The sequence below is a fragment of the Acidovorax sp. Root568 genome, from assembly GCF_001427445.1.
GTDB lineage: Bacteria > Pseudomonadota > Gammaproteobacteria > Burkholderiales > Burkholderiaceae_C > Acidovorax > Acidovorax delafieldii.
In genome coordinates, this window is sequence record NZ_LMGP01000017.1 from 281,730 (window position 1) to 299,884 (window position 18,155).

At 67.4% G+C, this 18,155-nt stretch carries 14 protein-coding genes and 1 riboswitch; of the genes, 11 read left to right on the top strand and 3 right to left on the bottom strand.

The genetic code is table 11. From position 1 onward, the window contains the following. The first annotated feature begins 115 nt into the window (after nucleotides 1-115). Nucleotides 116-1,420 (top strand): HD-GYP domain-containing protein, encoded by a 1,305-nt coding sequence (locus tag ASD75_RS17505; protein WP_235511648.1) that lies wholly within the window; start codon nucleotides 116-118, stop codon nucleotides 1,418-1,420. Next, nucleotides 1,417-3,861, top strand: a complete 2,445-nt coding sequence (locus ASD75_RS17510) for a bifunctional diguanylate cyclase/phosphodiesterase (protein ID WP_056747156.1) — start codon at nucleotides 1,417-1,419, stop codon at nucleotides 3,859-3,861. The genes ASD75_RS17505 and ASD75_RS17510 overlap by 4 nt, the downstream gene beginning before the upstream one ends. Nucleotides 3,862-3,929: 68 nt before the next feature. On the opposite strand, the gene ASD75_RS17515 is transcribed toward ASD75_RS17510, so the two are convergent. The 3 genes from ASD75_RS17515 to ASD75_RS17525 form a co-directional block, all read right to left on the bottom strand. Further along, complete coding sequence (locus ASD75_RS17515; protein WP_056747157.1) at nucleotides 3,930-4,745, bottom strand: sulfite exporter TauE/SafE family protein; 816 nt, start codon at nucleotides 4,743-4,745, stop codon at nucleotides 3,930-3,932. Between the two features lie 393 nt (nucleotides 4,746-5,138). Beyond that, nucleotides 5,139-5,510, bottom strand: a complete 372-nt coding sequence (locus ASD75_RS17520) for a cell division protein ZapA (RefSeq protein ID WP_056064363.1) — start codon at nucleotides 5,508-5,510, stop codon at nucleotides 5,139-5,141. Then, complete coding sequence (locus tag ASD75_RS17525) at nucleotides 5,507-5,731, bottom strand: hypothetical protein (protein WP_015014799.1); 225 nt, start codon at nucleotides 5,729-5,731, stop codon at nucleotides 5,507-5,509. Before ASD75_RS17525 ends, ASD75_RS17520 begins: the two co-directional genes overlap by 4 nt. 157 nt (nucleotides 5,732-5,888) lie before the next feature. After that, nucleotides 5,889-6,128: riboswitch (cobalamin riboswitch) on the top strand. A gap of 81 nt (nucleotides 6,129-6,209) precedes the next feature. Between ASD75_RS17525 and ASD75_RS17530 the strand changes: the two genes are divergently transcribed. From ASD75_RS17530 to cobN, 9 genes are all read left to right on the top strand, one after another. Then, a complete protein-coding gene (locus tag ASD75_RS17530; protein WP_056747158.1) occupies nucleotides 6,210-8,093 on the top strand; it encodes a TonB-dependent receptor domain-containing protein in 1,884 nt (627 codons plus the stop codon). A 142-nt stretch (nucleotides 8,094-8,235) separates the two neighbouring features. Beyond that, the gene (locus ASD75_RS17535) at nucleotides 8,236-9,597 is read left to right on the top strand and encodes a cobyrinate a,c-diamide synthase (RefSeq protein ID WP_056747159.1); all 1,362 of its coding nucleotides are present in this window, start codon (nucleotides 8,236-8,238) and stop codon (nucleotides 9,595-9,597) included. After that, nucleotides 9,594-10,196, top strand: a complete 603-nt coding sequence (locus tag ASD75_RS17540) for a bifunctional adenosylcobinamide kinase/adenosylcobinamide-phosphate guanylyltransferase (protein WP_056747160.1) — start codon at nucleotides 9,594-9,596, stop codon at nucleotides 10,194-10,196. Before ASD75_RS17535 ends, ASD75_RS17540 begins: the two co-directional genes overlap by 4 nt. Beyond that, the gene (locus tag ASD75_RS17545) at nucleotides 10,196-11,227 is read left to right on the top strand and encodes an ABC transporter substrate-binding protein (protein ID WP_233193782.1); all 1,032 of its coding nucleotides are present in this window, start codon (nucleotides 10,196-10,198) and stop codon (nucleotides 11,225-11,227) included. Before ASD75_RS17540 ends, ASD75_RS17545 begins: the two co-directional genes overlap by 1 nt. Continuing rightward, nucleotides 11,224-12,249, top strand: a complete 1,026-nt coding sequence (locus tag ASD75_RS17550) for an iron ABC transporter permease (protein ID WP_056747161.1) — start codon at nucleotides 11,224-11,226, stop codon at nucleotides 12,247-12,249. Before ASD75_RS17545 ends, ASD75_RS17550 begins: the two co-directional genes overlap by 4 nt. After that, entirely contained in the window at nucleotides 12,246-13,040 is a 795-nt protein-coding gene (locus ASD75_RS17555) for an ABC transporter ATP-binding protein (protein WP_056747162.1), read from the top strand. Before ASD75_RS17550 ends, ASD75_RS17555 begins: the two co-directional genes overlap by 4 nt. Nucleotides 13,041-13,069: 29 nt before the next feature. Continuing rightward, complete coding sequence (locus tag ASD75_RS17560) at nucleotides 13,070-13,537, top strand: hypothetical protein (RefSeq protein ID WP_008906167.1); 468 nt, start codon at nucleotides 13,070-13,072, stop codon at nucleotides 13,535-13,537. After that, nucleotides 13,534-13,920, top strand: a complete 387-nt coding sequence (locus ASD75_RS17565; RefSeq protein WP_056064344.1) for a DUF2149 domain-containing protein — start codon at nucleotides 13,534-13,536, stop codon at nucleotides 13,918-13,920. The genes ASD75_RS17560 and ASD75_RS17565 overlap by 4 nt, the downstream gene beginning before the upstream one ends. Further along, nucleotides 13,917-18,134, top strand: a complete 4,218-nt coding sequence (cobN, locus tag ASD75_RS17570; RefSeq protein WP_056747163.1) for a cobaltochelatase subunit CobN — start codon at nucleotides 13,917-13,919, stop codon at nucleotides 18,132-18,134. The genes ASD75_RS17565 and cobN overlap by 4 nt, the downstream gene beginning before the upstream one ends. Nucleotides 18,135-18,155: the final 21 nt, after the last annotated feature.

Genomic DNA, 18,155 nt, shown 5'->3' on the forward strand with positions numbered 1-18,155 from the left:
TCAAGTGTTGCCGGATCGCTGCGCGGCCTGTCGGTTCTTCGCCACGTCACTGGAACTGGTGATAATCTGCGTAACTATTGGTGGCATTGATGTCGCCATGTATCGTGCGCCTGACGTGAACTCATCCATCCTCATCGACATCAGCCAACTGCGTGTCGGCATGTACATCCAGCTCGACGTGGGCTGGATGCATCATCCGTTCCCGACCAGCAGTTTTCGGGTGGCGTCGTCGGATCAGATCACCACCTTGCGGGAGCTGGGACTGACCGAGGTGCGTTACGTCCCCAAGAAGAGCGATCCTGAACTCCAGGAGCTGGTGCCGGCCGCCTGGAGCGTGCCTGAAATGACAGTGCCGCCGCCCAACGGCCTGGATGCGCCCGCGTCTGGCACGACCACTGTCGTGGACCCCGAAGCACAGCGTCGCCGTGAGTTGCTGGAAGCGCAAAACCGGGCCTTGGCCGCCTGCAACCAGCGTTTCTCGGAAGCCACGCGGCAGTACCAGTCCATGGAGCGCACGGTGTCAGAGCACCCGGACCAAGCCAGGGCCAAGGGGGAGGCACTGGTTTCGGGGTGTGTTACCGAACTGCTGGAAAACGGCGACTCCGTCATTCGGCTGCTGTCTGAGGGGGTGGGCGAGCGCAACGGATTGCATCCGATCAATGTGATGGTGATATCGCTGCTGCTGGGTCGGTCCCTGGGCATGAAAAGCGAGGAGCTGCACGATCTGGGTGTTGCCGCGTTGATCCATGACATCGGCAAGCTCAAGCTGCCGCCCAATCTGCGTCAGCCTACGCCCTCCATGATCCCCATGGAGCGCACGCGCTACGAGACCCACGTGGTGGAATCCGTGGCCTTGGCCAAACGCATGGGGTTTGCCGATGCGGTGCTGACTGCAGTGGCCCGGCACCACGAGATGTGTGACGGCAGCGGGTTTCCCCAACGCTTGAAGGGGCCTGACCTGGGGCGCATGAGCCAGGTCCTGGCACTGGTCAATCAATACGACCGGATGTGCAACCCGGCCATGGGTGTGACGGCGCTGACGCCGCATGAGGCGCTATCCGTCATCTTTGCCCAGCTCAAGGCGCGGTTTGATTCGGTGGTCCTGGGGGCTTTCATTCGCATGATGGGGGTGTACCCGCCCGGCTCCATCGTGCAGTTGGTCAACGACCGGTATGCCATCGTGGCATCGGTCAACTCGTCGCGGCCCCTGCGGCCCAAGGTTATCGTGCACGATCCGCGCGTACCGAAGGATGAAGCGCCGATACTGGATCTGGAAACCGTACCTGAACTGGGCATACGGCGCAGCCTCAAGCCCGCGCAGCTCCCGCGTGACGCGCTGGACTACCTGTCGCCTCGACAGCGGATCTGTTACTTTTTTGAGCGAGCGGTCAGTCCCGGCCCTGACGAGGCCTCGGCGTGAACGACTTGCAATCGCTCGGATGGCTGGATGGCCTGCAGGAGGCCGTGTGGCTGCTGGATGAGACAAGCCAGCACATTCTGCAAGCCAACGCAGGCGCCGAGCGTCTGACAGGGCTGTCTGCCGCCGACATGCAGGGGCGGTCTGTGCTGGATCTGGCCAGCACGCCTCAGGAGCTGGCGTTCTGGTCCGAGCCGGCCGATGTGATTGCCCAAGGCGTTCCTGCCCACACCAGTTTGCTGCGTGCCGATGGCAGTCTGGTACCGGTGCAGCGTTGCGTCCGGCGAGTGCCTTGGGGGGCGAGTGGCACCAGTGTGCTGCTGCTGACCATGCTGGACCGCAGCCGCCAGGAGACCACCGAGCGCGAGTTGGAGACATTGCTCTCTGAGTTGCGTGCCACTCTGGATTCCGCTGCCGACGGCATGCTGGTGTGTGGACTGGACGGCGGTGTGCGGGCATTCAACCAGCGCCTGGCGCAACTGTGGAACCTGCCGCGCCAGCTGCTGGTAGAGCGTGACGATGCTGCGGTATACGCCTTCATGGCGGATCAGGTGGCAGACGCCCGTTTGTATGCCGAACGCTTGGCAGCCATCGACCGCGAGCCGACGCAAGAGAGCACCGACATCGTCGAGTTGCGCAATGGTGTGGTGCTGGAGATGCGCACGGTGCCGCAGTTCAGCCAGGGCCGTGCGGTGGGCCGGGTGTATTCGTTCCGGGACATCACCCGCCAGACCGAGATCCAGGCCAGCCTTCGCCTGGCCGCGCGCGTGTTCGAGTCCAGTCTGGATGCGATCTTCATCGCAGACAGCCAGCACCGCATCATGCGCATGAACCCGGGGTGTGAGCGGCTCGTGGGGCCCACGGCCAAGGGTTTTGAAGGCTGTGTGGCGGCCTCGCTCTTTGGCGGTGGCTCGGATGCCTCGTTTATGGAGCAGGTCCTGCAGGGCTGGGCGCAGGATGGCTTCTGGGAAGGCGAGTTGTGGCTGCCCCGTGACAACGGCGCGTATTGTGCTGTCCAGTTGTCCTGGGTGGCCCTGCGGGATGATGAAGGGCGGCTGGTGCAAAGCATTGGCTTCATGCGCGACCTCACACTGCAGCATGCCGCACAAAAGCGAATCGAAGAGCTGGCCTACAGCGATGCCCTTACCGGTCTGCCCAACCGCCTGCTGCTGTCTCAGCGGGTGGATACCGCCATCCAGGGAGCACGCCAGAGCGACACCGGCTTTGCGATCCTGTTTTTGGACATGGACCGATTCAAGATCATCAATGACTCTCTGGGGCACCCCTTTGGGGACCGGGTGCTGCAATTGGTGGCCGAGCGTCTGCAGACCTGTTTGCGGCAAACCGACATGCTGTGCCGCCTGGGGGGGGATGAATTTGTCATCTACCTGCACGGTGGCGACGCATCCGTTGCGGAGAGCGTGGCGCGCCGGATTCTGGACGACATGCTCAAGCCCTTCATGCTCGACAGCATGGGCTTTTCGATCCAGTGCAGCATCGGTATTGCGCTGTACCCGCAAGATGGCGCTACGCTGGACGACCTCATCAAGCAGTCCGACACCGCGATGTACCGCGTCAAGGAGCGTGGGCGCGGCAGTTATGGCTTCTACCAGCCGCAGATGAACGCCAACCTGCTTGCGCGCATGCAGATGGAACATGCGATGCGCCAGGCGCTGGGTCTGCAGCGCATGGCCGTGCACTACCAGCCTCAGGTCAATATGGCGACCGGGCGCATCACCGGCGCCGAGGCGCTTTTGCGCTGGACGGATGCAGAGTTCGGCGCCGTGTCGCCCGCAGTGTTCATTCCCTTGGCCGAAGAATCAGGTTACATCGTGACGCTGGGCGCCTGGGTGATGGAGCAAGCGGTGCGCGAGGCCGCCCTGTGGATGCACAGCGGTACGCCCATCATGATTTCCGTGAACGTGTCTGCGCTGGAGTTTCGCCAGCCCGATTTTGTGGATCGCATCACGCGCCTGCTGGCGGTGCATCAGCTGCCACCGACGTTGCTGGAGCTGGAACTGACAGAAACCATCCTGCTGCAGGACGCACAGGAGATGGAGCAGCGCCTGCGCGTGCTGGCCGACCTGGGCATTGGCCTGGCGATCGACGATTTCGGCACCGGCTATTCGAGCCTGGCCTATCTCAAGAAACTACCCATTCACAAGCTGAAGATCGACCAGTCCTTTGTGCGCGGCCTGCCCGACGACGACGGCGACCGTGCCATTGTCAGTGCCATCATCAGCATGGGCCGCGCCATGCACATCGAAGTGGTGGCCGAAGGGGTGGAGACTGAAACCCAGCAGGCGGTGCTGCAGCAAATGCAGTGCGAGCACTACCAGGGCTTTTTGTGTGCACCGGGGCTGCCGGCAGACCAGTTCCGCGCCATGCTGAGCCAACCCCTGCCGCTGAAGGCCCAGGGGCGTCACCGACCGCTGAGCACCTGAAGCTCCAGCGCTCAGCGACCGGAGGCTGCGGCTCGGTAGACGGCCGAGAGTCCGCCTCTGTGTCGGCCTTATACGGCCGAAACGCCCTTCCACAGCATGTAGGCTGCCAGGCCAAACAGCAACGAGGCAAACACGCGCTTGAGCTGCTTGACGGGAAGATTGTGCGCCGCCTTGGCTCCCAGCGGGGCCGTCAGCACGCTGCAGCTGGCAATCACTCCCAGTGCCGGCAGCCAGATATAGCCCAGCGATGCCGGTGGCAAGCCGCTCACGTTCTGTCCGCCAATGGCGTAGCCGATCACGTTGGCCAGCGCGATGGGAAAACCCAGAGCGGCGCTGGTGGCCACCGCGTTGTGGATGGGCACATTGCACCAGGTCATGAAGGGCACGCTGACAAAGCCGCCACCCGCGCCGACCAGACCCGACAGAAAGCCGATCACGCCGCCTGCCGCCACCTGGCCTGCGCCACCCGGCATCTGGCGCGTGGGCGCGGGCTTCTTGTCCAGAAACATCTGCGTGGCAGAAAAGCTCACAAACAGCGCGAAGAAGATCGCCAAAAACGAGCCCTTGAGCAGTGCAAACACACCCAGGCTGGCGATGAAACCACCCAGCACAATGCCGGGCGCCAGGCGCTGGACAATGTCCCACCGCACGGCGCCGCGCCGGTGATGGGCTCGCACGCTGGAGATGGAGGTGAACATGATGGTGGCCATGGAGGTGGCAATCGCCATCTTCACCGCCAAGTCAGGCGCCACCTGACGAGCGCCCAGGATGTAGGTCAGGAACGGCACCAGCAGCATGCCCCCTCCAATGCCCAAGAGTCCCGCTAGAAAGCCTGTGGCCAGGCCGAGCACACCGAGTTCAACAATCAGCAAGGGATCGAGCATGGCGGGATATCAGGCAACAAAGGACAACAGAGCACGCGGAGAGCCGCGAAAAATGCCCTGTCACGGACGCAGCAGCAGGTGCTTGCAATGACAGGGCATGGGGAAGAGGGTGTCTGCGAATACCACCGAACTCTCATCCTGAACCGGGGGTTCAGGTGGGCGAGGGCAGCCTGGCGTTGGGTTCATCTGACGCGAGATGATCACGCTCACCGGACGATGTACCAAGCCCGAGCTCAATGAGCATTGGTTCAAGGAAATATAAAGCCCGACAGCTTCGCAGACCCGCCAATTGTAGGTGCTGCTAGCGGGCGCTGCGCGCTCTGGGTGATGTAAAGCCCGCAAGCGGCTGTGACGGACGGGCAAGAGGAGCGGTGTGCCTTAGCACACCAAGGACTAGAGAAGGCGTCCGTCGTCGCCCAGAGCGTCGTCCAGACGCTGTACCAGGCTTTGCAGACGCTGCTGGTCGGTATCCGGCAGCAGGCTTTCCTGGTGCCCCACCACGGGAGCGCTGGCACTGGCAGATGGACTTGCCACGGGCTGTGCTGCAGCCGCAAGGTCTGCGGCTTCGCGGTCGGCGATCTCGAAGGCCAGGTTCAGCGCGGCCAGTACGGCGATACGTTCCCGCGCCCGGACCTTGCCCGCATCGCGGATGCGCGTCATCGCGGTGTCCACGCGCTCCACGGCGTCCAGCAGGCGGCTTTCGTGGCCCTCGGGGCAGGTCAGCAGATAGCTTTGCTGCAGGATCTGCACCTCGATTTGCTTCATTCGGCTTCTTTCGTGAGCGGCGCGGCGGCGGGCAGGCGTTCGAGCAGCGCATCCACCCGGGCGCGTGCTGCGCTCAAGCGGGATTTGAGCGAGTCGCGCTCCTGCGTCAGTGCCGCAACTTGATCAGCCAGCAGGGCATTGGTGCGCTGCAACTCCGCATGTCGCAGCAGCAGGCGCTCCACGCGCTCGGCGATCTGGTCGGTGGGGGACGGTATTGCCATACAGCCTTGGATTGTAGGCGGTGTGACACCGAGCGGTCCCTGGCCCCAAGCTGCGGTGGTGTGCAATGCGCAACAGATACAAGTGCATTGTCGGCCGCGTGGGTGCCGTGCGGAGTTGCCCGCTTGATCTGGCGCGCTGGGAGCAGCTTGTAAACGGTCGTAAAATCCACAGGTTGGTGCTCGCGGTGTGGTTCACATGCCGCAGTTCAACGGGAAGCAGGGAGGCGCAGTACCACCGGTACCCGCCCAGCCTGCGCTGCCCCCGCAACGGTCAGCGGACGAATCACCTGATTCTCTCTCCATCCATAAGCCACTGGGCGCCTTGAACAAGCGCCTGGGAAGGCATTGGGGGGGTGTTCCGCCAGCCCGGATACCGGCCAACACGGTGGCTGCGTGCGCCCTTTTTTGGCGCTGCGCGGCTGTATCACCCACATGCTGGCGGGAGGCCGGCCCGGGTTGTTTGTTGACCTTGATCCCCATGAAAATCCGTACCCTTCGTGCGCGCCCTGTGGCGTCGTTGCGCCTGCCCGCCCCACGCCTGGCCCTGCTGTCACTGTTGGCTGGCAGCGCCTGCGGCGCTTTTGCACAGACCGCCCCGGCCTCCGGCGAGCTGCTGGCGCAAAACCTGCGCGCACCGTCGTTGTCTGAAACGGTGGTGGCAGCCACGCGCACCCCGCAGCCGCTGGCCGACCTGGTGGCCGACATCTCCATCGTGGACCGCGAAACCATCGAAAGCAGTGGCGCCACCGGTCTGGCCGACTTGCTGGCCCGTCTGCCCGGTGTGGAGTTTTCGCGCAACGGTGGCCCTGGCACCACCACTGGCGTGTTTCTGCGTGGCGCGGAATCGCGCTTTACTGCGGTGTACATCGATGGGGTGCGCATCGACTCGCAATCCACCGGTGGCGCGCCCTGGGAGAGCATTCCGCTGGGCCTTATCGACCGCATTGAAGTGCTGCGCGGTCCAGCGGGTGCTGTCTATGGCTCGGACGCCCTGGGCGGCGTGGTGCAGATCTTCACCAAGCGCGGTGAAAACGGCACGGCGCCTTACGTGGGCGTGGGCGTTGGCAGCCATAACACCACCAAGCTGGAGGCAGGGATCAGTGGTGCCAGCGGCACGCTGGACTACGCCCTGGGACTGGCGCGTGATGACAGCAAGGGCTTCAACGCGCGCCCCATCGCTGGACAGAACCCCGACCGTGACGGCTACCGCAGCACGGCAGGTCACGCGCGGGTAGGCCTGCAGGTGAACGCAGTGCATCGCCTCGAAGGCACCCTCATGCTGAACGACACCAACAGCGGCTACGACAGCGGCCTGGGCAAGGACGACCGCAACCTGCACACCATGCACGCGTTGGGCCTCAACTGGATCGCGCAGTGGAGCAGTGCCTACAAGACGCGCTTTTCCATCACCGACTCGCGCGACGAATACGAAACCCGCCCCTCGCCGTACCTGAGCGACACGCGCCTGCGTGGCTACTACTTCCAGAATGAATGGCGCCAGGGCGCGCACCTGGTCACGGCGGCCCTGGAGCGCCGTGAAGATCGGCTGGAGAACAAACCCATCGACGCCAAACGCTCGCAAGACGCGCTGGCGCTGGGCTACGGCTACAACGCTGCAGGCCACACCGTACAGCTCAATCTGCGTCACGACTCGGACAGCGAGTTCGGTGGCAAGAGCACTGGCAGCGTGGCCTACGGCTACGCCATCACCCCGCAGTGGCGCGCTACGGCGTCGGTGGGCACGGCCTTCCGTGCGCCCACGCTGTACCACCGCTTCAGCGAATATGGCGTGGCCACGCTGCGCCCCGAAAGCAGCCGCAATGCCGAAGTGGCGCTGCGCTACGCCCAGGGCAACAGCACCTTCTCTGCCACGCTGTTCCGCAACCGTGTCAGCAACCTGATTTCGTTCTCTGGCCCAGGCACGTGCCTGTCGGACTTTGGCTGCTACGCCAACACGGCCCGCGCCGAATACAAGGGCGTGACGTTTGCGGGCTCGCACCGCGTGGGCGACGTGCAATTGCATGGCTCCATTGACCTGCAACGCCCGCGTGATCTGGACACTGGCAAGCAGCTGGCGCGCCGCGCCAAACAGCACGCCACGTTCGGCGCCGACACCCGCCTGGCGGGTTGGACCGTGGGCGCCGAAGTGCAAGCATCAGGCCGCCGCTTCGACACCGTGGCCAATACCAACGTGCTGGGCGGCTACGCGCTGGTCAACCTGTATGCCAGCACCCGCCTTGCACGCGACTACACGCTGCTGGCGCGCATCGACAACCTGGCCGACAAGGACTACCAGCTGGCCCGCACCTACGCCACCGCAGGCCGCACGGTATACGTCGGTGTGAAGTGGGCGCCTCAATGAAGCCCCCCCTGAGTCGCTGCGCGCCTTCCCCCCGGAGGGGGGACGCCACCCGTGGCCTGGCGGAGCCAGTTCCACGGTGGCACTGGCTTGGGGCGCGCCAGTTTCGTCGGCCGCTGGGTGAGTACCGCACTGGGGGTGGGGTGTGACACGCTGTCCCGCGCTGCTGATTGCAGCCCCGGCTTCCGGGCAGGGCAAGACCACCGTCACTGCCGCCCTGGCGCGCCTGCATGCGCGCCAGGGCCGGCGGGTGCGGGTGTTCAAGTGCGGGCCGGATTTCCTGGACCCGCACTGGCACCAGCTGGCCAGTGGTGCACCGGTGCACCAGCTCGATTTGTGGATGAACGGTGAGGCCGACTGCGCGCAGCGTCTGCACGACGCTGCGCGCGAGTCGGACCTGATCCTCATCGAAGGCGTGATGGGGCTGTTTGACGGCAACCCCAGCGCAGCCGACCTGGCCCGGCACTTTGCGGTGCCGGTGCTGGCGGTGGTCGATGCCTCTGCCATGGCGGGCACGTTTGGCGCGCTGGCCTATGGCCTGCGCCACTACCGCCCGGGCCTGCCCTGGGCCGGTGTGCTGGCCAACCGCGTAGGCAGTGCCCGCCATGCCGACATGTTGCGTGACGGCTTGCACGATGTGGATGATTGGATGGGGGCGCTGATGCGGGTGCAGCCTGGTGCTGCCTCTGCTGCGGGCAAGGCTGGCGCCGCGCTGCTGCCCGAGCGCCACCTGGGCCTGGTGGCCGCGCACGAGTTGGACGACAGCCAACAGCGGCTGGACGCAGCGGCCGATGCCCTGGCCGCTACCCCCCTGGGCCAGATGACGCTGGAGGATATGCAGCGCTGGGCTGTGGACTTTCCGGCGCCCGCCTCGAAGATTGCTGCGCCATCGCTGCTCGCGGGCCGCACCGTGGCCGTGGGGCGTGACGCGGCGTTCTGTTTTACCTACGCCGCCAATGTGCAGTGCCTGGAACAGATGGGCGCCCGCGTGGCGTTCTTCTCGCCCCTGCAAGACGCGGCGTTGCCGGACTGCGATGCCGTGTGGCTGCCCGGCGGTTACCCCGAGCTGCACACCGCGCAGATCGCGGCCAACACCGGCATGTTGGTCAGCCTGCGCGCCCATGCGGCCGCGGGCAAACCCCTGTGGGCCGAGTGCGGCGGCATGATGGCGCTGTTCGATTCCATCACGCTGGCCGATGGCAGAGCGGCTCCGCTGTGGGGCCTGCTGCCCGGCCGCGTGACCATGCAAAAGCGCCTGGCGGCCCTGGGGCCGCAGCAGCTGACCGTGGCAGGACATACGCTGCGCGGCCACACCTTCCACTATTCGACCAGCGACAGCAGCGCTCCCGTGGTGGCCCGCACAGCGCGGCCCCACGAGGCGGTTGCGCCGGATGCGGGTGAGGCTCTGTACCAGCAGGGCAGCATCCATGCCAGCTACTTCCATGCGTGGTTCCCGTCCAGCCCCGAGGCGGTTGCGCATCTGCTGGGCGGCCAGAGCAAAGCATGACATCCGCGTCACACCCCATCACTACCGAGCTCATCCTGGGCGGTCAGAAAAGCGGCAAATCCCGCCGCGCTGAGCTGCTGGCACGCGACTGGCTGGCCCGGTTCGCCGACCACCGCGCCGTGCTGATCGCCACCGGGCAGGCCTGGGACGACGAGATGCGCGACCGCATTGCCCGCCACCAGCGCGACCGCGCCGAGCGCGTGCCAGGTTTGCAGACGGTGGAAGAGCCGCGCGATGTGGCCGCTGCCGTTGCGCAGCACAGCGCGCCGCAAACCCTGGTGGTGGTGGACTGCCTCACGCTGTGGCTCACCCACTGGACCATGCCCCTGGGGTTCGAAACCATGGATTTGAAGCAAAAACAGGCGCAAGCGCTAGAGTGGAATGCCCAGGCTGCTATGTTTTTGGAAGCAATTCGGCAGTCCCCCGGGCCCGTTGTTCTGGTGGGCAACGAAATTGGCCTGGGGGTCATCCCGATGGGGCGCGAGGTGCGCGCCTTTGTCGATGCGCTTGGCATGCTCAACCAGCAGGTGGCGCAGGTGTGTCCACGGGTCACGTTGATGGCTGCCGGTCAGCCTCTCACTTTGAAGGAACCCTGCTGATGAAACCAACCCCCGTGCGCCGCATCCTGTGGGTCATCGCCATCCTGGTGCTGCTGGGCCTGCTGATGGCCGGCCTCGCGCGTGCGCAGCCGGTGCACATCCGGGACGACCGGGGCCGCGAGGTCTCGCTGCCCCGGCCCCCCCAGCGCATCGTCAGCCTGTTGCCCTCGCTGACCGAAAGCGTGTGCGAACTGGAGCAATGCCACCGGTTGGTGGGTGTGGACCGCTACTCCAACTGGCCGGAGGCCGTGATTGCCAAGCTGCCCAAGGTGGGGGGCGGGCTGGACCCGAGCATCGAGGCCGTCGTGGCACTCAAGCCCGATGTGGTGCTGATGTCCGTCAGCTCGCGCGCCAGTGACCGGCTGGAGGCGCTCGGCCTCACCGTGGTGCAGCTGGAGCCCAAGACGCATGCCGACGTGCGCCGCGTGCTGGGCACGGTGAGCGACCTGCTGGGCGTGCCCCGCGCGCAAGGCTCCGACCGCCTCTGGCGTGTGATCGACGCGGGCGTGCTGGCGGCTGCACAGTCCCTGCCGCCCAAGGCCAAAAATGTGCGTGTGTACTTCGAGGTGAGCCGTGGGCCCTATGCCGCGGGCGAGGCGTCGTTCATTGGCGAATCGCTCACCCGGCTGGGCGTGCGCAACGTGGTGCCGGCGTCGCTGGGGCCGTTTCCGCGCCTGAACCCCGAGTTCGTGGTGCGCGCCAACCCCGACATCATCATGATCGGCAACCGCAGCATGCAGGCCATGGTGCCGTACCCCGGTTGGGCTTCCATGCGTGCCATCCGCGAGAACCGGCTGTGCGTGTTTGGCCCCGGCGATTCCGATGTGGTGGTGCGCCCTGGGCCGCGCATGGCCGAGGCGGCCCGCATCATGGCGCGGTGTCTGGTGGAGAAAGCTCCCCCTGAGTCGCCTGCGGCGCCTTCCCCCTCAGGGGGACGCACCCAGTGGCCTGGCAAAGCCAGTTCCACGGGTGCACTGGCCTCGGCCGTGCCTGTCGCAGCCTCTGCCCACGTTGGAAATAGCGGCAAGTGAATTCGTCCACCAAGTACATCGGGCAAAGCCGCCGCGCCGCATGGTGTGCCGCCTGGCTGTTGCTCGCCAGCGCGTTGCTGGCGGTGTGTGGCGCCAGCGTGGGCAGCACGGGCTTTGACAGCGTGCTGCGCATGCACGGTGACCCTGTGGCGTGGCAGATCGTGTGGGACATCCGCCTGCCGCGCACGGCGGGTGCGTGGCTGGCGGGGGCGCTGCTGGGCCTGTCGGGCGCGGTGGCGCAGGGTTTGTTTCGCAACCCGCTGGCCGACCCGTACCTGCTGGGCAGCGCCTCGGGCGCAGCGCTGGGCGGGGCGGTCGCCATGGCGCTCTTCGGGGTGTCGTCGGTGGCGGCGCAGTGGATGGCCCGCATCGGCATCACGGGCATGGCATTTTTGGGCGCGGCGGGGGCGGTGGTGCTCACGCTGCTGCTCGCCAAGGGCGTGCAGCACACGCTGCGCTTGTTGCTGGCGGGGGTGATTGTGGGCGTGGTGCTGGGTGCGCTGCGTGACCTGGTGGAACTGGCCTCGCCCGACATCCTGCAGGCCATGCAGGCCTTCACGCTGGGCAGCACGGCTTTTGTGGGCTGGGCGGCCTGCTTGCTCATGGCCGTGGCCTGGGCGCTGTGCTCGGTGGTTGCCTGGATGCTGGCACGTGCGCTGGACGGCCTCACGCTGGGCGAGGCCACGGCCGCCAGCCTGGGCCTGCCGCTCATGCCCATGCGTGTGGGGCTGGTGGCTGCCATGGCGCTGGCCACGGGCACGGCGGTGGCGCAGACGGGGCTCATCGCCTTTGTGGGGCTGGCGGCCCCGCACCTGGTGCGTTCCATCGTGCGCGTGACACACGAACGGCACATCGTGCTGTCCAGCCTGATGGGCGCGGTGCTGCTCATGGCGGCCGACATCCTGGCGCGCTGGCTGCTGGCGCCGCAGGAGCTGCCCGTGGGCGTCCTCACGGCGGCCCTGGGCGGCACCTATCTGCTGTGGCTCATGCACCGGCGCACCTCGGAAGGAGGCGCGCTATGAAATCAATAGCTATCAGTGCAAATGGAATAAGCGCCAGCATCGGGAATCGCTCGATATTGCAGGGCATTGACCTGCAATTGCCCGCCGGGCGCTGGACGAGCATCGTCGGCCCCAACGGCGCGGGCAAGTCCACCCTGCTCAAGGTGCTGGCGGGCCTGCTGCCACGTGTGGCGGTGCAGGGCGATGTGTTGCTGCTGGGCCGCCCGCTTGCGCAAATCCCGGCGCGCGAACGCGCCCGCCAGCTCGCCTGGCTGGGGCAGAACGAAGGCTCGGCCGACGACCTGACCAGTTATGACGTGGCCATGCTCGGCCGCCTGCCGCACCAGGCCTGGCTGGCTCCGCCGGGTGCGGCCGACCACGCAGCGGTGGAGCAGGCGCTGCGCACCACGCAGGCCTGGGACTGGCGCCACCGCCCGCTGTCGCAGCTGTCGGGCGGCGAGCGCCAGCGCGTGCTGCTGGCCCGCGCCCTGGCGGTGCAGGCGCAGGTGCTGCTGATGGACGAGCCCCTGGCCAACCTCGACCCGCCGCACCAGACCGACTGGCTGCACACCATGCGTGCACTGGTCGATGGGGGGGGCACGGTGGTCAGCGTGCTGCACGAGGTGTCGCTGGCGCTGCAGTCCGACGACATGGTGGTGATGGCACAGGGCCGCGTGCTGCACCAGGGCGCCTGCGATGCACCCGCCACGCACGCGGCACTGGAGAGCGTGTTTGACCACCGCATCCACGTGCGGCATCTGGATGGCATGTGGATGGCGCTGCCATCGATGCAGCGCAAGCACAGCCAATGAAACAACACATGGATTGAGGGAGTGGAAGCATGAACATCGAATCGGGTTTTTCGCAGGTCGCGCAGTCGTTGCTCTGGCCGGTGCTGGTGCTGGTGGGGCTGGCGTTTGTCTACGCGCTGTGGTCGGGCGGCGCCACGCTCATGGAGGCGTGGCAGCGCTGGCGCCAGCCGCAGTACCGTTCGCTGCGCGTGGCGCCGGGTTTGTCGATGGAAGAGCTGGAGCTGCAACTGGTGCGCCAGGTGGAGCCCGTGCGCCTGCTCAGCCGCCTGTCGCCCATGCTGGGGCTGATCGCCACGATGATCCCGCTGGGCCCTGCGCTGCAGAGCGTGGCGGCGGGCAACGGCCAGCAGGCGCTGGCGGTGTTCAGCGGCGCCTTTGCGGGTGTGGTGCTGGCGCTGGCCGCCGCGTCGGTGGGCCTGGTGGTGTACTCGGTGCGCCGCCGCTGGCTACTGGCCGAGCTGCTGGTGGTGCGCAAGGAGCGTGGGGTGGCGCAATGAGCTTGCGCCACTTGAACGTCCTGGCCGAGGACGATGACGATCCGATGCTGTCCGCCGTGAACCTGGTGGACGTGTTCCTGGTGCTGGTGGTGGCGCTGCTCACGGCCGTGGCCGTGCAGACCCAGACGAGCGCCAATGAAAGCGTCACCATCATCCGCAACCCCGGCCAGCCCGACATGGAAGTGGTCGTGCGCGAGCAGGGCAAGGAAGTGCGCTTCAAGGGCGCTGGCAGCGCAGCGCAAGGGCAGGGCGTGCGCGCGGGCGTGGCCTACAAGCTGGAAGACGGCAATATCGTCTACATTCCTGAAACGGGCGCTGCTCCTGCCAGCGCTTCGGCCGGTGGCGCGGGTGGCGCCGCCACGCCGGCACCCGCCAAGCCATGAAGACACTGATCTTGCGTGCGGCACTGTGGTGCCTGCTGCTTGCTGCGCCGCTGGTGCATGCCGTCCAGGCTGAGAAAGCCTTGGCAGCGGGCGGCGCTGATAAAACAGCGCCGGTGCTGCTCTGGCTCACCTCCGACATCACCACCGCCCCGCGCACGGCCATGGTGCAGCGCCTGGCCTCCGACGCGGGCCTGGGCTTTGTGCACATCGATTTCCCGCTGGCCGGCCCGGCAGTACTGGACGCGGCCCAGACCCAGAAGCTGGAGCGCGCACTGGCAGGCGCCGCCATGGTGTGGGTGGATGCACCGCATGCCAGCGTGGAGGCGCGCTTGCGCCGCATGGCCGGCGCGCAGCTCGATGCCCGCGCCTCACGCGCCCCGGGCCGCGTGGTCTGGGTGCCTGCGGGCACGCCTGCTGTGGACCTGTCTGCGCTGGAGGCTCCCGCCCGCATGGTGGCCTACCTGCAGGCGGGCGGCCCGCGCAATCTGAAGAACGCCATCGCCCTGGCGCGCGCCACGGTGGCAGGTGTTGCGATGCCGACCTTGCCCGCGCCCGACATCCTGCCCCCCCGGGGCATCTATCACCCCGACGCGCCCCGCCTGCTGCCCAACGCCGCCGCGCTGGAGGCCTGGCGCCTGGGCCAGCCCGCGCTGCGCAGCCTGCCCGCCGTGGCCGTGCTGGTGCACCGCCACCATTTTGTGGATGGCAGTACCGAATGGCTCGATGCCTGGCTGCGCACCTTCCGCCAGCAAGGCCTGTTCGCCTATGCCGCCTTTGGGCAGCAGGTCACGGCGCAGACGCTGGCCGAGGTGCTGGAGCTGCCCCCCGAGAGCGGCACCGGACCCGGCCGCCTGCACGCCTCTGTCCTGGTGCTGCACCAGCTCGTGCCCCAGGCCGCCGCGCTGCAGCCGCTGCTGGCGCGCTGGGGCGTGCCGCTGCTGGGCACGCAGCCCTACCGCGCGGGTGATGCCGCTGCGTGGGAGGCCAGCGACACGGGGCTGTCGCTGTCCGATGTTCCGTTCTACCTGGCGCAGCCCGAGGCGGCGGGTGCCATCGATCCGGTCCTGGTCGCCGCCCACGGCGCTGAGGGCCGGGACTTTCGCCTCATCGAGCGCCAGGCCCAGGCTGTGGCCGCGAAGGCGCGGCGGCTGATCGCACTGCAGACGAAACCCGCCGCCGACAAGCGCCTGGTGGCCATGGTCTACAACTACCCCCCGGGCGGCACCAACTTTGGCGCCTCATTCCTCAACGTGCCGCGCAGCCTGGAGCAGGTGTCGGGCGGCCTGGCTCAGGCGGGCTACCGCACACAGCAGGTGCCTGAGCAGGGTTGGATCGATGGCCTCAAGCCGCTGCTCGCCGCGTATTACCCCGGCGCCGATGTGCGCGCGCTGCTGAAAAACGGACAGGCCGCCGCGCTGCCGCTGGCGCGTTATGAGCAGCACCTGGCCACGCTGCCGAAGGCCGTGCGCGAGCGCATGAACGCGCACTGGGGCACGCCCGAAAAGAGCCGCTACGTGGTCGAGTGGCAGGGCGAAAAGGTGTTCGCCATCCCGCGCCTGCAGGTGGGCAAACTCTCGGTATTGCCCCAACCCCCGCGCGAGGAAACACTGCGCCTGGGCCAGAACCCGTTCATGCACAAGAGCAAGGCGCCGCTGTCGCACCATTACCTGGCGGTGTACCTGTGGGCGCAGCTGGAGGCCGATGCGCTCATCCACTTCGGCACGCACGGCACGCAGGAATGGGCCGGTGGCAAGGCGCGTGCGCTGGATGTGCACGACGACGCGCTGCTGCCGCTCGGTGACCTGCCTGTGGTCTACCCCTACATCGTGGACAACCTGGGCGAGGCCCTCACGGCCAAGCGCCGGGGCCGCGCCGTGCTGGTGAGCCACCGCACGCCCGTGTTCGCCCCGGCAGGCTTCGAGGCGCGCATGGCACACATGCACGAGGTGATGCACGAATGGGAAACCGTGGACGAAGGCCCCACGCGCCGCGCGCTCGAAAAGCAGCTGGTGGCGCAGTTTGTGGAGCACCAGCTGCACCACGACCTGGGCTGGAGCGCCGAGCGCATCGCGGCCGACTTCCACGGCTTTCTTGAAATCCTGCACCCCTACCTGGACCAGCTCGCGCAAAGCTCGCAGCCCAAGGGCCTGGCCGTGTTCGGCCGCGTACCCGCGCCCGAGCAGCGGCGCGAGACCGTCCTGCAGGCGCTGCGCAAGCCGCTGATCGAGGCGCTGGGCGAAGACATCGACGAAGCCTTCCTGATCAAGCACGATGCGGTGCTGGCTGCACGCCCCGCGCGCTGGCTCGAAGTGGCGCTGACCGATGCGCAGGCAGCCAGCGTGCTGGACCTGCGCCCCGCGCTGCCCGATGCACCGCCAGCACAGGACGGCTTGGTGCGCGCCCAAGACCATGTGCCCAACCGCGCAGCGCGCCAACCCATCGATACGCCCGCGCTGCTGCAACTGGCACAGCGCGCGCAAGAGCTGGAGCGCCTGCTGGCCACGGAAGGCGAGCTACCCGGCTTGCTGGCTGCGCTGGAAGGGCGCTACCTGCCCGCTGCGTACGGTGGCGACCCCATCCGCAACCCCGACAGCCTGCCCACAGGCCGCAACCTCACGGGGCTGGACCCGAGCCGCCTGCCCACGCGCCAGGCCTATGCCGTGGCGCAGACGCTGTTCAACGACTGGTTCAAGGACTACCAGGCGCGCCATGGTGGCCAGGCGCCGCAGCGGTTGGCGTTGTCGCTGTGGGCGGGCGAAACGCTGCGCCACCAGGGCATCATGGAAGCGCAGGCGCTCGTGGCGCTGGGCATGCGCCCGGTGTGGGACGACTCGGGCCGCCCGGCGCGGGTCGAGACCATCCCCGCCGATGAGCTGAAACGCCCGCGCGTCGATGTGCTCATGAGCATCACCGGCTCGTACCGTGACCAGTTCCCCGGGCTGATGGCGCTGCTCGACCGTGCGGTGGCCCAGGCCGCCACGGCCGAGCCCGGCAACGTGATCGCTCGCAATACTGCGCAGATCGGCCAGGAGCTGCGCAAGCAGGGCGTGCCCCGCGCACAGGCCGAGCAACTGGCGCGCGTGCGATCGTTCGGCAATGCGGTGGGCGACTATGGCACCGGCCTGTCGGACGCGGTGCAAAGCGACGGCCTGCAAACCAACGATGCGCGCCTGGGCCAGATGTTCCTCGAACGCATGAGCCAGCCTTATCTGGAGGGCGAGCCGGTGACGGGCGTTCCGGGCGGTGTGGCGGCCCAGGCATTGGGTGCCCACCTGCGCCGCACCGATGCCGCCATCCTGTCGCGCAGCTCGCACCTGTATGCCATGGTCAGCTCGGACGACCCTTTCCAGTACCTGGGCGGCCTGTCGGCGGCCGCCCGCGTGGCTGGGCGAGCGCAGGGGCTGGAGCTGCATGTGGCCCAGCTGCAGGATGCAGGCGAGCCCACCACCGAGACCGCGCAGCGCGCCATTGCGCTGGAGATGCAGTCGCGCTACCTGCACCCGGGCTGGCTCCAGGCGCAGAAGGCCGAGGGCTATTCGGGCACGCTGCAGGTGCTCAAGGCCGTGCAGTTCGCCTGGGGCTGGCAGGCCGTCGCGCCCGACACGGTGCGCAGCGACCATTGGCAGAGCTTCTACGACGTGCTGGTGCGCGACAAGCACCAGCTGGGCCTGCCCGAGTGGCTCAAAGAGCATCCGCAGGCCTATGCCCAGTCGCTGGAGCGCCTGGTGCAGGCGCAGCGCCAGGGCTATTGGCAGGCCGATGCCGACACGCAAAAACAACTCGCGCAGATGTACCAGGAGCTGACGCGTGCCGCGCCGCTGGCGGCCGAGCTGCCCAGCGTGCGCCGCTGGGTGGAGCGAGCGGCGCGTGGTGAGTCCGTAGAGCTGACCCCGCCTGCAGGCATGGCCATTGCCGCGCCGCAGTCGCCAGCCCTGGCCGCGCCACAGCCTGCGCCCCCCGCCGCTGACCTGCCCGCGCCGCCCGCCCAGGCAGAAGCACCACCTTCCGCGCCCGCCGTGCCTACCATGGGCGTATTGCTGGAGCGCCAGCCCGAGCGCAAAGCCCCCGACGCCGTCAAAGAGCCCAGCCCCGTGGAGCGCATGGCCGGCATAGTGGCCCTGCTGGTCATGGCCTTGGTGGCGATGGCGGGTGCCGCGTGGCAGGCGCGCCGTCCGTCCTCGCTGTCTTCCCCGTTGCAACCGGCCGGCGTTTGATGCCCGGTCTCTCTGAAAGAA